At 63.8% G+C, this 12,868-nt stretch carries 13 protein-coding genes (1 of these 13 running past the window's edge); 4 read left to right on the forward strand and 9 right to left on the reverse strand.

The annotated features are described in order from the left end of the window. Positions 1 to 403: the 3' portion of a hypothetical protein gene (locus FFI89_RS04615; protein WP_138833319.1), read on the forward strand. The gene continues 200 nt to the left of window position 1, outside the view; 403 of the gene's 603 nt are visible here — the last part of the coding sequence; its start codon lies beyond the left edge, outside the window; its stop codon occupies positions 401 to 403. A gap of 71 nt (positions 404 to 474) precedes the next feature. Here the strand turns inward: FFI89_RS04615 and FFI89_RS04620 are convergent, their stop codons facing one another. After that, on the reverse strand, positions 475 to 1,563 hold the full coding sequence (locus tag FFI89_RS04620; protein WP_138833321.1) for a TRAP transporter substrate-binding protein: 1,089 nt from the start codon (positions 1,561 to 1,563) through the stop codon (positions 475 to 477). A gap of 318 nt (positions 1,564 to 1,881) precedes the next feature. Between FFI89_RS04620 and FFI89_RS04625 the strand changes: the two genes are divergently transcribed. After that, the gene (locus tag FFI89_RS04625; RefSeq protein WP_138833323.1) at positions 1,882 to 2,967 is read left to right on the forward strand and encodes an NAD-dependent epimerase/dehydratase family protein; all 1,086 of its coding nucleotides are present in this window, start codon (positions 1,882 to 1,884) and stop codon (positions 2,965 to 2,967) included. On the opposite strand, the gene FFI89_RS04630 is transcribed toward FFI89_RS04625, so the two are convergent. The 3 genes from FFI89_RS04630 to FFI89_RS04640 all read right to left on the reverse strand — a co-directional run bounded on the left by FFI89_RS04630 (position 2,964) and on the right by FFI89_RS04640 (position 6,007). Next, a complete protein-coding gene (locus tag FFI89_RS04630) occupies positions 2,964 to 4,277 on the reverse strand; it encodes an NAD(P)H-dependent oxidoreductase (protein ID WP_138833325.1) in 1,314 nt (437 codons plus the stop codon). The genes FFI89_RS04625 and FFI89_RS04630 overlap by 4 nt on opposite strands. 120 nt (positions 4,278 to 4,397) lie before the next feature. Further along, the gene (locus FFI89_RS04635) at positions 4,398 to 5,198 is read right to left on the reverse strand and encodes a phytanoyl-CoA dioxygenase family protein (RefSeq protein WP_138833327.1); all 801 of its coding nucleotides are present in this window, start codon (positions 5,196 to 5,198) and stop codon (positions 4,398 to 4,400) included. Between the two features lie 134 nt (positions 5,199 to 5,332). Next, positions 5,333 to 6,007, reverse strand: coding sequence for a GntR family transcriptional regulator (locus tag FFI89_RS04640; RefSeq protein WP_138833329.1), 675 nt, complete (start codon positions 6,005 to 6,007; stop codon positions 5,333 to 5,335). A gap of 228 nt (positions 6,008 to 6,235) precedes the next feature. Here FFI89_RS04640 and FFI89_RS04645 point away from each other — a divergent pair, with 228 nt between their 5' ends. Continuing rightward, the gene (locus FFI89_RS04645; RefSeq protein WP_138833331.1) at positions 6,236 to 7,969 is read left to right on the forward strand and encodes an adenylate/guanylate cyclase domain-containing protein; all 1,734 of its coding nucleotides are present in this window, start codon (positions 6,236 to 6,238) and stop codon (positions 7,967 to 7,969) included. A gap of 8 nt (positions 7,970 to 7,977) precedes the next feature. On the opposite strand, the gene FFI89_RS04650 is transcribed toward FFI89_RS04645, so the two are convergent. Together FFI89_RS04650 and FFI89_RS04655 are read right to left on the reverse strand one after the other, a co-directional pair. After that, on the reverse strand, positions 7,978 to 8,790 hold the full coding sequence (locus FFI89_RS04650; protein ID WP_138833333.1) for an alpha/beta fold hydrolase: 813 nt from the start codon (positions 8,788 to 8,790) through the stop codon (positions 7,978 to 7,980). Positions 8,791 to 8,795: 5 nt separating this feature from the next. Next, complete coding sequence (locus FFI89_RS04655; RefSeq protein WP_138833335.1) at positions 8,796 to 9,620, reverse strand: alpha/beta fold hydrolase; 825 nt, start codon at positions 9,618 to 9,620, stop codon at positions 8,796 to 8,798. 185 nt (positions 9,621 to 9,805) lie between these two features. Between FFI89_RS04655 and FFI89_RS04660 the strand changes: the two genes are divergently transcribed. Then, the gene (locus tag FFI89_RS04660) at positions 9,806 to 10,348 is read left to right on the forward strand and encodes a methylated-DNA--[protein]-cysteine S-methyltransferase (protein ID WP_138833337.1); all 543 of its coding nucleotides are present in this window, start codon (positions 9,806 to 9,808) and stop codon (positions 10,346 to 10,348) included. Positions 10,349 to 10,357: 9 nt separating this feature from the next. Here the strand turns inward: FFI89_RS04660 and FFI89_RS04665 are convergent, their stop codons facing one another. From FFI89_RS04665 to FFI89_RS04675, 3 genes are all read right to left on the reverse strand, one after another. Further along, on the reverse strand, positions 10,358 to 11,167 hold the full coding sequence (locus tag FFI89_RS04665; RefSeq protein WP_138833339.1) for an enoyl-CoA hydratase/isomerase family protein: 810 nt from the start codon (positions 11,165 to 11,167) through the stop codon (positions 10,358 to 10,360). Further along, a complete protein-coding gene (locus tag FFI89_RS04670) occupies positions 11,164 to 12,033 on the reverse strand; it encodes an MBL fold metallo-hydrolase (protein ID WP_138833341.1) in 870 nt (289 codons plus the stop codon). Before FFI89_RS04670 ends, FFI89_RS04665 begins: the two co-directional genes overlap by 4 nt. A 146-nt stretch (positions 12,034 to 12,179) precedes the next feature. After that, entirely contained in the window at positions 12,180 to 12,794 is a 615-nt protein-coding gene (locus FFI89_RS04675) for a glutathione S-transferase family protein (RefSeq protein ID WP_138833343.1), read from the reverse strand. Positions 12,795 to 12,868: the final 74 nt, after the last annotated feature.

Raw genomic sequence — 12,868 nt, forward strand, 5'->3', positions numbered from 1 at the left:
GGTTCTGGCCGCGCAAAAGGACGTCGACGCGATCACCGACAAGATTCCGGAGAATGCCAAGCCGGATCCGAAGATCGATGCGCAGCTCGACGCGGTCGCCAAGAAGGCCGGCTTTGCCAGCTATGACGAATACAACACTGTCGTCGACAATATCAGCCTGGTGCTGGGCGGCTTCGATCCCGCCACCAAGAAATATGTTGGAACCGAGACCGTCATGAAGGCCCAGATCGCCCAGGTCGAGGCCGACAAGAAGATGTCCCCCAAGGACAAGAAGGCCGCGCTGGCCGACCTCAACGAGGCCCTGAAGTCGCCGCCGCCGGCGGTCGAGAACAAGGGCAATATCGATCTGGTCGGAAAATACTACGACAAGCTCGCGGCCGCGCTGGCCGATAGCCAGCAATAAGTCCGATCGGCGAGATCAACGAAAAGCCCCGGAGAAACCTCCGGGGCTTTTTGCCGTTTTGATAGGAATTCTCAGGTGCGGGTGCGCATCCGCATCATGAAGCTGTCGTAGCTCAATTCCGCGACCTGCATCCACGCCAGCGATTCGTTTCTGAAGGCGGACAGGCTCGCATACATCTTGTTGAAGTGCGGATTGGTCTTGGACAGGTCCGCGTAGATTTCGTTGGCGGCGCTGTAGCAGGCCTCCAGCACTTCCTGCGGGAACGGCTTCAGGATCGCGCCGGCCACCAGCAACCGCTTCAAGGCCGGCGGGTTGACGTAGTCATATTTGCCGGTGACCCAGGTGAAGGTATCGCGCGAAGCACTTTCAATCGCGGCCTGATAGTGCCTCGGCAGCGCGTTCCACTTGTCGAGGTTGATCACGTTGTGGCCCTGGCCGGTGCCCTCCCACCAGCCCGGATAATAGTAAAATTTCGCGACCTTCACGAAGCCGAGCTTCTCGTCGTCGTAAGGCCCGACCCACTCGGCGGCGTCGATGGTGCCCTTCTCCAGCGCCGGATAGATATCGCCGCCGGCAATCTGCTGCGGCACGCCGCCGACCTTGGCGATGATGGTGCCGGCAAACCCGCCGACGCGGAATTTGAGGCCCTTGAAGTCCTCCATCGACTTGATCTCCTTCCGGAACCAGCCGCCCATCTGGGCGCCGGTCGAGCCGGTCGGAATGCACATCGTGTTGGATTCCTTCAGGAGGTCGTTGAGGAGATCCTGCCCGCCGCCGAACAGCAGCCAGGAGATGTGAGCCCGCGTGTTCAGTCCGAATGGCAGCGAGGTGCCGAAGGTGAATGCCGGATTCTTGCCCCAGTAGTAATAGAGCGCGGTGTTGCCCATTTCGACGGTGCCGTTCGACACGGCGTCGAGCACTTGCAGGCCCGGAACGATTTCACCGGCGGCGAACGATTGAATCTGGAATTTGTTGTCGGTGATCTCGGCCACGCGTTTGACGAAATATTCGCAGCCGCCGTAGAGCGTATCGAGTGCCTTCGGCCAGCTCGCCGTCAATCGCCACCTGATTTCAGGATTCGATTGAGCGATCGCGGGTGCAGCTACTGCGCTCGCAGCGAGACCGACACCACCGACCTTCAAGAAATCACGACGTTTCATGCGCTTCCCCTGTGTGCTTGTGATGCATGACCAAGGAGCAACGATCTTGAATGTCGTTTTCTTTTTGCCGATGGCCGATGCTGGATTGGTGATTGAAAATACGGGCCCTGAAACCGAGGCTCTTGGTCTTCGATACAATTCCCCCGAATTGATGGACCTCCGGTCAGGATGACCAATTGGCCATCGATAATCAAGCGTTCTGCGTCGGCCGCAGTTGCGAGAAGCCGCACTTTCCGACCAGACGAAAGGCTAAGACCGCACGCTGACGCGACCGGCTCCGTCTGCTACTGAAAGCGCCAATTGGCGCTGGAGCATGGAATGGCTGACAAGAAAGTAGTGGTGGCAGGCGCGACCGGACTGGTCGGCAATGCCGCGTTGCGGCACTTCGGCGGCACGGGTGGGTGCGACGTTGTAGCGCTGGCGCGGCGCGAGCCGCGCGAACTCTACGGCGCCCGTTACGTTCCGATCGACCTTGCCGATCCCGCGCAATGCCTGCGGGCCGCCGCTGAAATGAACGGCGCAACCCATCTCGTCTATGCCGCGCTTTATGAAGCGCCGAGCCTGATCGACGGCTGGCGCGACGCCAACCAGATCCGTACCAACGACCTGATGCTGCGCAACCTGATGGCCGCGCTCGAGCCGGTGGCGCCCGGGCTTCGCCACGTCGCGCTGCTGCAGGGCACCAAGGCCTACGGTGTCCATGTCCGTCCGCTCACGGTGCCGGCGCGCGAAGGCCGCTCCGAAATGTACGAACAGCCGAATTTCTACTGGGCGCAGGAGAACTTCTTGCGCGAGTTACAAAAAGGCAAGCACTGGCACTGGAGTATTCTGCGCCCGGTCCTGATCGTGGGCCTCGCCATGGGCGGCGCGATGGATCTGATCCCGCCGCTCGGCGTTTACGCGGCGATGCTGCGCGAGCAGGGCCGCGCGCTCGATTATCCCGGCGGCGCTGCGAGGGTGTCGCAGGCGGTCGACGTCGATCTGCTGGCGCGCGCCATCGCATGGTCGGGCGAGGCGACAGCGGCGCGCAACGAGGCCTTCAACGTCACCAATGGCGATGTCTTTACCTGGGAGAATGTCTGGCCGGCGATTGCAGATGCGCTCGACATGAAGCCGGGCGCCGCCGTGCCGCTGTCGCTGGCGCAGGAATATCCGAAATGGATCGCGCCATGGGACGAACTGCGCCGCAAGCGTGATCTGGTTGCGCCGGATCTGGAGGCCTTCGTCGGCCTGTCGTTTCAATATGCCGATTACAGCATGCGCCACGGTCAGACCCAGTCGGGTCCGCCGTCGATCGTCTCGACCGTGAAGATCAACCAGGCCGGTTTTACGGAGATGATGGATACCGAAGCGATGTTCCGCAAATGGTTCAGGCAGGCGCGGTCGAGCCGGCTGCTGCCTTAGACGCTCGACGAAAATGCCGCTTCCATCGCCTTGCGCGTCTTGATGGTGTCGTTGTTGGCATCGACCTCGACGTCGCTCCAGCGCACCACCGCACCGTGGGCAACGTTGTTCTTCAGCTTGACGCGATGGGCGAGCCCGATCGGCAACGCGCCCACGGCGAGGCTCGCGGACGCCGGCATCAGTTTTCCCCACACCGTGTAGCCGCCTTCACCATCGAGCATTTCTCCCGCTTTCAGGTCGCGCTTCGCTATGGCTGCGACGTCGCCGCGAAAGCCGTGCGGTTGCCCGGTCGGCTCGTTGCGCAGCGCCGCCGACAGGATCGAGATGTTCAGCTCCAGCCCGATCAGATGGTAGGGCTTGTACATCGCGGCATAACGCCCCGAGGCGTCGGTCTTCAGCCCGTATTGCTTGAAACAATCGGCGGCGTAGTCGTTCGGTGCTTCCAGCACGACGTAGACGCCCCAGCGCAGGTCGCGGAACACCGGACGCCCGTCGCGTTCCAGCGACGACACCACTTCGACCACGCCGGATTTCTCCAGCACGCCACCGTGATCGCGCGGCCTCATCACATGCGGCAGGTCGTCGACGCCGCAGGGCGGGAACAGCAGGCCGTCCGTGGGGACGTCGAGCCCGGTGGCGTTGGCGATCGCCGCCATTTCGATCGCGGATTTGGTACCGTCCAGAAACGAATTGAACATTTGCGGGTTCATACCGGCGGATTGCGCTTCGCCGGCCGTCAGCCCGTAGTGGCTCCAGACGCCGTCCGGGGTCACGTCGTGATAGGCGGGCAGGTATTTGGTGCCCTTGCCGGCGGCGACGACGCGAAAGCCTGTCGCGCGCGCCCAGTCCACCATCTCGGCGGTGAGCGCCGGCTGGTCGCCATAGGCCAGCGAGTAGACCACGCCGGCCTTGCGCGCCTCCTCGGCGAGCAGCGGCCCCGCCAGCACGTCGGCCTCGACATTGACCATCACGACATGCTTGCCCGCCGCAATCGCCGCGCGGGCATGCCTGATGCCGACCGCGGGGTTGCCGGTGGCTTCCACCACGACATCCATCGCGCCACCCGCGATCGCGCGCAGGCCGTCGTCGGTGAAGGCCGTCCGCGCGATCCGCGCCTGGTCCCAGCCGACCGTGCGGCAGGCCTCGCGCGCCCGATCGCGGTCGAGATCGATGATGATGGGTACCTCGAGCCCCGGCGTGTGCGGCACCTGCGCAAGAAACATCGAGCCGAATTTGCCGGCGCCGATCAAGGCAACGCGAACCGGCTTGCCGGCCGCGAGGCGCGCGTTGAGGAGATGATGAAGGTTCATGGGGGATCCGATAAATAGCCGGTCATTCCGGGGCGCGACGCAGTCGAATCCCGAGATGAAAAGTAATGTCGACCTTCCGGGTTCGACGCTGGCGCGTCGCCCCGGAATGACGGTGCAAACTTACTCCGCCGCCTGCCGATGTGCGCGCGCCAGCCGCAGCAGCGCATCGTCGTCGACGGTCTGGATCGGCGTGAAATCGCGATGGGCGATGTATTCCGGCCGCGTCGGCGTGCGGATGTAGTTCGAGACCGCGTTCAAGGTCAGATAGACGATCTTGCGCGGGTAGGGCGTGATGTTGCCGGCCGAACCGTGCACCAGGTTGCCGTGGAACATCAGCATGCCGCCGGCCTTGCCGGTCGGTGCGACGATGCCGCCTTCCTTCACCAGCCTGGTCACGGTGGCCTCGTCGAGTGTCCACAGCGGATAGGACGTGGTCGCGAGGTCATGCGCGGCCGGCAAATCGCCGGCGTGCTGGCTCCTTGGCACCAGCATCAACGGGCCGTTGATCGGCATCACCTCGTCGAGGAAGATCGCGATGTTCATCGCGCGCGGCAGCGGCATGCCGTCGTCGCGCTTCCAGGTGCCGTAATCCTGGTGCCACTGCCAGACGTCGCCGGTAAAGGCGGATTTGGCGTTGATCTTGTACTGATGCATGTAGACCTTCTCGCCGAACACCTGCTCGACCGGGTCGATCATGCGCGGATGGGCGCCGAGCGCCCCGAACGCCTCGTTGTAGAGATGGGCGGCAAAGGCGGTCCGCGGCGCGCCGCTCTTCTCGCGCCACACTTCGGGGCGGTCGGTGTCGTAGATGTCCTCGGCCTCGCGTGCGAGGTAGGCGACTTCCTCGGGGCTGAACAGCTCGGGCAGGAACAGCCAGCCTTCGCGGTTGAACGTGTCGATTTGCTGCGGCGTCAATTTCATGGCGTTCTCTCCTGTGTGTGTTTTGTCATTCCGGGGCGCGCGAAGCGTGAACCTCAGATGCGCAATTGCGCATCGGGGAATCTCGACCTTCCGGGTTCGATGCTTCGCATCGCCCCGGAACGACGGCGTTCTAACTACGCGGCCCTATCGGTCGCCTTCAGTCTCTCCTCGGTCATCCGTCCCGCCGTCTGCGCATGTGCCAGCGCCGTGGCCTCCGCCGCCTTGGCGTTGCCGGCCAGGATCTGGGCGGCGATGGTTTCGTGTTCGGCCCAGGCGCTGTCGCGGTAGTCGAGTTCGGCCAGCACCGTCGCCATCGAGCGGCGCATATGCGGCCATTGCGGCGCGATCATTTCCTCGATCGCGGGATTGCCGGCGAGACGATAGATGGCGCTGTGAAAGTCGACGTCGAGCGCGATCAGTTGCGCCAGCGGCGTGTTGCCGCCGATCGCCCGCCCGGCCTGCAGCGCCGCCTCGAGTTGCGCGCGCCCGGTTGGATCCGTCCCGGCCCGTGCTGCGGCAAGCCGCGCGGCGAGGGCGTCAATGGCGCCGCGCACCTCGTAGAGCTGGCGAATGCGCGAGGGGTCCAGCCTGGTCACCTCAAATCCGCGGCGGCCGCTTTCGGCGACGAGGCCCTGCCGGTGCAGCAAATGCAGGGCGTGCGAAACCGGCTGGCGCGAGACGCCGAGCCGTTCGGCCAACTCATTCTGGCGGATGCGGTGACCCGGCGGCAGCGAGCGATCGGTGATCGCCTCCAGGATCCGGGCGTAGACCTGGTCGATCAGGTTCGGGAGCGGGTCCAGAGGAATCATACCAGTGTCCAATTTGGAATACGGAATTCCGTATTCGGTAACTAACCCCGGCAGGAGGGTGGGGTCAAGGGCGAACATCCCGGGTAGGGAAACCGCGGGGTAAGGAACCGCTGGTGCTAAATTTACCGTTGCGCGCTAAACAACGACCCGGCCGAACCGGCTGGGCTTTCGCATCCGTTGCCCTGATCCGCTCAAGCCGCCCCATCTCTCCCGTCAGAGTTCTGATCCGTGCTGCGACCGACCATCCGAAAACGCATTCTTGGCATTGCCATCGGCTTGATCTTGCTGATGGCGATCACGTCGGCGTTGTCGACAGTGATGACGCGAAAGATTGCTCATCAGCTCGAAGAGTTCAGCACCAAATATGTCGAGGCCTATGGCCATCTGGCGCGGATGAATATCCGCTCGCTGGAGCAGGCGCTGGCGATGCGGCGGATGGTGATCACGAAAATGCAGTCGCCGCCGGACGATGCCGGGTTCGCCGATCGCCAAAAGACTTACGAGGCCAAGGGGCAGGAAATCGACCAGGAAGCCCAGGCGGCGCGCGCCCTGATCAACGCGATCATCGACGATACCTCCACCGCGTCCGACAACGCCCGGCTCGGCCGGATCGACGACCGGATCGAACACGTCAACGGCGATTTGCGCCGCTATCTCAGCGAGGAATACAAGCGGCTGTTGTCGCTGCTCGAAGCCGGCAATTTTCAGGCAGCCAGGTCCAGCCTGATCCTCTCCGACACATTTCGTGACGAATTCAACCAGAAGGTCGAGGAAATCCGCACGGATATGATGGCGCAGGTCCGCAGCGATTCCATCGTGACGATGCGCGACCAGCAGACGGCCATTGCCATATCAGCCATCCTGACGGTGCTGGCGGCCATCCTCGGCCTGATGTTCTCGCTCTTCATCAGCACCGGCATCACGCGCCCGGTGCGCCGCTTGCTTGACGGCACCCGCGCGGTCGAGGCCGGCCGGCTCGACGGATCGATCGACGTCACCACGCGCGACGAAATCGGGCAATTGACGTCCGCGTTCAACAACATGGTCGAGCAGTTGCGCTACAAGGAGCGGTTGCGCGAAACCTTCGGCAGGTATGTCGACCCGCGCGTCGTGGAAGGGCTGATCGACCCGAAGTCGCTGACGTCAAGCGACGGCGAACGGCGGGTGATGACGGTGCTGTTCTGCGACATGAAGGGATTTACCGGCCTCAGCGAGGGCATGACCCCCCAGGGCCTCGTCAAGGTGATGAACCACTATCTGTCGACGATGTCGGGGCCGATCCGCAGCCATCGCGGCATCATCGACAAATATATCGGCGACGCGATCATGGCCTATTGGGGCCCTCCCTTTACGGAAAGCGACGAACAGGCGCGGCTGGCCTGCCTGGCCGCCGTCGAGATGGCCCGTCGCGGCGTGGCACTGCGGACCGAGCTGCCCGAATTGCTCGGCGTGCGGACCATCCCGAGCGATTGCACCATCCGTATCGGCATCGCGACCGGCGAGGTGCTGGTCGGCAGCATCGGCTCGGAATTCATGATGAGCTACACCGTCATGGGCGATGCCGTGAACCTGGCGTCGCGCCTGGAAGGCGCCAACAAGATCTACGGCAGCGGCTCACTGGCCTCGGAACCGACGATCAAGGCCGCCGGCGACGCGGTCGAGTTTCGCGAGATCGACCGGCTGGTCGTTGTCGGCCAGAGCCATCCCGAGGCGGTGTTCGAGATCATGGGATGCAAGGACGAACTCGACGAAAGCCAGTTACGCCTGCGGGAGTGTTATGCCGAAGGGCTGGCCGCCTATCGCGCCCGCCGCTGGGACGACGCGAGCCAGGCTTTCCATGCGGCGCTCGACGTTGTTCCAGGCGACGGGCCGTCGACGGCGATGGCGCGGCGTGTTTCGCATTTCCAGGCCAATCCGCCGGCTGCGGATTGGGATGGCGCGTGGCGCCTCGATCAAAAGTAACGCGGCCTTTACGCCGCCAGAAAATCCAGCACCACTTCGCAAAATTCCTGCGGCGCCTGTTCGAACATCCAGTGGCGGGTGCCCGGGATCACGGCGGTCCTGGCGCCGGGAATATGCTCGGCCAGCACGCGCCATATCAGGGATAACGCGCCCTTGGTGTCGCCGCCGCCGATCAACAGCGTCGGCGTCCTGATCGATGCCGCCTCGCTCTTGGCAAAAGGTCTGCGGTTCTCTCCGACCTGACCAATCAGCGTGAAAATATTGTCGCGCAATTGCTGCTTCGGTGCGGCCGGCAGGCGCGCCCAAGTGCCGTCGCCGTCGATGCCGTCAACGAACAAGGCCAGCGCGCCCTCGATATCACCGGTCCTGATTTTTTCCACGGCTGCCGGAATGCGCACGCCGATCGGGGTGAAGCCGGGAGTTTCGGTCACGGGATTGAGCGTTGCATCGAGGTCGCCGCCCGGTTCGGCGAGCACCAGTTTTCGCAGCCATTCGGGCCGCGCCTGCGCCACCCGGAAGCCGATATGGCCGCCGCGGGAATGGCCCAACAGGTCGACGGGTCCGGTATTGAGCTTCTCGATGACGCCGATGACGTCGGCGACATGCTGCGCCATCAGATAGTCGGTGCCGACGCCGTCCCAGTGTTCGGGGAAAAAGCGACGCAGGCTGAGTGCAATCACGCGGCGTTTTTTGGACAGCGGCCCGAGCACGGCATTCCAGGTGCGGAAATCGCCGAGCGTGCCATGCACGCAGACCAGCAGTGGTCCGCGGCCGATATCGAGATAGGCCATGTCGTAGCCGTTGACGGTGAGCGCCTGCATCGCGATCAGGCCCCCGCCAGGAAGTCGAGCACGATCTCGCAATATTTCTGCGGCGCCTGTTCGAACATCGGATGCGTGGCGCCCGGGATCATCTCGGTGCGCGATCCCTTCACATTCGCCGCCAGCGCATGCAACACCTGCGGCAGCGTCCCCTTGGTATTGGCGCCGCCGATGAACAAGGTCGGTGTCTTGATCGCTTCGGCGTCCGCCTTCGAGAAGGGTGGGCGCTGGTCTTTCATCTGCCCGATCAGCGTGGTGGCGTTGTCGCGCAGCAGCTGCTTGGGCGTCGCCGGCAACCGCTTCCAGGCGCCGGGGCCTTCCAGCGCATCCATGAAAATCTGCAGGCCACCGTCGATGTCGCCGTTGGCGATCACCTCGGCGGAAGCCGCTATGCGCGCCGCCAGCGGCGAGGGGCCGGGCTTGAACGCAGGATCGAGCGTGGCATCCAGCTCGCCGCCGGGTTCGGCCAGGATTAGCTTGCGCAGCAAGTCCGGCCGGCGCTGGGCGACGCGGAAGCAGATATGCCCGCCGCGGGAATGGCCCATCAGATCGACCGGCTGGCCGTCCAGCTTCTCGATAAAGGCGATGAGGTCGTCGACATGCTGTGCGATCGAATAGGTGTCGCCGACGCCGTCCCAATGCTCGGGAAAGAAATGCCGTAGCGACACCGCGATTATCCGGTGCTTTCGCGTCAGCGGGCCCAGCACCGACGACCAGATCCGGAAATCGCACAGCGAGCCGTGCACGCACACCAGCGGCGGCGCCTGCCCGGTGCTCTCGCCGACCTCGAGATAGGCCATGTCATAACCGTTGACGCTGAGCGTTTGCATGGGAGGCTCGTGAAGATGGGAGGGGCTGGAGGCCATTGAATGGCTGACGCGAGAACCCCAGATCAGCGGAAGTTGTTTACGCCGTCAAGTTCCCTCAGGTTTCGGGTGGATAGCAATAATCTCCAAGCCTAGATTTGGGCTGGAAACGAAGCTGGTGGCATTGAACGGGAGAATTGGAGCCAGCCATGACCGGGCACCATTTTGCGATATTCGACACCGCGATCGGCCGCTGCGGCATCGTCTGGGGCGAGCGCGGCATCACCTCGGTGCAATTGCCGATGGGCAACGAGAAAATGACCCGCACCCGCCTCCAGCAGCGCCATGACGATCTCGTCGAGGCGCCGCCGCCGGCGAAAGTACAGGCCGCGATCGACGGGATTGTCGAACTGCTGGAGGGCAAGCCGAACGACCTCGCCGACGTCGTGCTCGATCTCGACGATGTTCCGGCCTTCAACCGCGGCGTCTACGACATCGCGCGCACCATTCCGCCGGGCAAGACGCTGACCTATGGCGATATCGCCAAGAAGCTCGGCGGCGTCGAGCTGTCACGCGACGTCGGTCAGGCGCTCGGGCGCAACCCCTGTCCGATCGTGGTGCCCTGCCATCGCGTGCTGGCCGCCGGTAACAAGCCCGGCGGTTTCTCCGCCAATGGCGGGGTGGTGACCAAGCTGAAGATGCTGGAGATCGAAGGCGCCCCGGTGAACTACACGCCGAGCCTGTTCGACTGAGCGCGGACTTTAGCGTCCCTTGAAATCGGGCTTCCGTTTCTCGTTGAAGGCGAGCACGCCCTCGCGGCGGTCTTCGGTCGGGACCATCCGGTTGTAGGCCTCGATCTCGAGCGCCAGCCCGTCGCGCAGCGACGACTGCAGGCCGCGATGGATCGACAATTTGGCTTGCCGCACCGAGATCGGCGCATTGCGGGCAATATGCGATGCGGTCGCCAACGCTTCCCGCAACAGATCGGCCTGTGGGAATACTTCGTTGACGAGACCCCAGGCGTGCGCTTGCGTCGCCGTAAAGGGCTTGCCGGTCAGGATCAGCTCCTTGGCGCGGCGCTCGCCGACGGCGCGCGGCAGCGTTTGCGTGCCGCCGCCGCCCGGCATGATGCCGAGTGTCACTTCGGTCAGTGCAAAGCGCGCGGTGTCGGCGGCGTAGAGGAAGTCGCAGCATCCGGCGATCTCGCAGCCGCCGCCATAGGCCGCACCGTTGATCGCGCCGATGATCGGCACCGGGCAGTCGATCAGCGCCCGCACCATCCGTTCGAAGATGACATGCTGACGCGTCCATGCCTCGTCGGTCATGCCGCGGCGTTCCTTGAGGTCGCCGCCGGCGCAGAAGGCCTTTTCGCCCGATCCGGTCAGCACGATGCAGCGCAGGGCTTTGGGATCGAGCGCCACGTCTTCGAAAAACTGCACGAGGTCGCGCCCCATCTGGGTGTTGAGCGCGTTGGAGGCGTCCGGCCGGTTCAACCGGACGATCGTCACGTGCTCGCTGACAGTCTCCAGCGCCAGGGTTTCGAATTCAGGCGTTTTCGTGAGGGAACTCATATGACCTCGCAGGAAAATCCGTTGCCGGCACGGCGAATCTTTCCCGCCGACGGGGAGGGGAAATGCGCGGTGCAGCACAGCGTTTCGGTGTCGCAATAGCGCTCCATGAAGCCGCGCCGCGTTGCGGCTGCCTGGGCCTCGTCGACGTCGAACTTCGCCGACAATTCCGGATACCGCGTCTGCAACGGGGTATGCATCAGATCGCCCGAGAACACCGCGTCGTCCTTGCCGCGGCCGAAGGTGAAGGCGACATGGCCGGGCGTATGGCCCGGCGTCGGCAGGATGCGGGCGTGATCGCCGATCTGGTGGTCGTCGCGCACGATCTCGGCCTGTTTGGCTTCGACGACCGGCAGCACGCTGTCGGCGAACGGCGGCACCGGCGTTTTCGCGTGCGTCTCCGTCCAGTAGTCGAATTCGGTCTTGCCGAACACGTAGCGCGCCTTCGGGAAGGTCGGCACCCAGCGGCCGTTGTCGAGCCTTGTGTTCCAGCCGACATGATCGACATGCAGATGCGTGCACATCACGTAGTCGATGTCACCTGGCGTAAAGCCCGCGGCAGCCAGCGCGCGCAGATAGGTGTCGTCGGTCTTCATGTTCCATTTCGGACGTTGCGGCCGCGGCTTGTCGTTGCCGATGCAGCTGTCGATCAGGATGGTGTGGTGCGGCGTCTTCACCACATAGGACTGGAAGCACAGCATCAGCACGTCCTTGTCGTCGAGAGCGCCAACCTGCTGCATCCACGACCGGTTCTCGGCCAGAACTTCCGGCGTCAGGCCCGGCAGCATCTCCAGCGCCGGCAGGAAAGAAGTTTCCTGCTCGATGATGCGATGGATGGTGAGGTCGCCGACAGTGAAGTTGAGTTTCATGCCTTCTCCTCGATTTTTCCTGGGCTCAGCCGGGCGGCGATGCCGCGCCGCCGCGCGCCGCCGCGGCCAGCACAAGCATGGCAGCAAGGCCGAGACGCCGCACGCTGTCGTCGCCTTCGCCCATGCTGCTGTCTCCGAGGGAAGGATTACGCCGTCGGCGGCACCGAGATTTTCACCGACGGCCGCTCCAGCATTTTCTGATGGAAGGCGTCGAGCCTCGGATAGGCCTTGCGCCAGCCGCAATCGGCAAAGCGGAAATCGGCATAGCCGAGCACGCAGACGAGGCCGATCTGGGCGATGTTGAACGGACCCGACAATACATCAGACTTGTTCTCGAACCGCGCCATGCCGGCCCAGGCCCGGTTCCAATGGTCTTTATGCCAGTCGCTCCAGCGCAGCCCTTCCGGGCGCACCATTTTCTCGTAACGGCACAGCAGCATCGAATCGAGCATGCCCTGCAGCAGGGAATGGTCGCTCTTGACCTTCCAGCGCTCGGGGCCGGAAGCCGGGACCAGCTTGCCGCCGCCGGCGAGTTCGTCGAGATATTCGACGATGACGTAGGAATCGAGCAGCACGTCGCCGTTGTCGAGGATCAGGACCGGCAGCTTCTTCAGCGGCGTGATCTTCGAATATTCCTCGTTGGGCTGGCCCGGGGCGACGGCGGCCGGAACGAACTCGATCTTGTCGACCAGGCCGGTCTCGATCGCGGCGATGCGTACCTTGCGGGCGAATGGCGAGGCAGGAGAGAAGGTGAGTTTCATTTTTTAATCCCTTGGAGGGTTTTTCCCCGTCATGCCCGGGCTTGTCCCGGGCATCCACGTTCTTGCTGCTGGTG

Source organism: Bradyrhizobium sp. KBS0727 (genome assembly GCF_005937885.2).
In the GTDB taxonomy this organism is placed as follows: Bacteria; Pseudomonadota; Alphaproteobacteria; order Rhizobiales; family Xanthobacteraceae; genus Bradyrhizobium.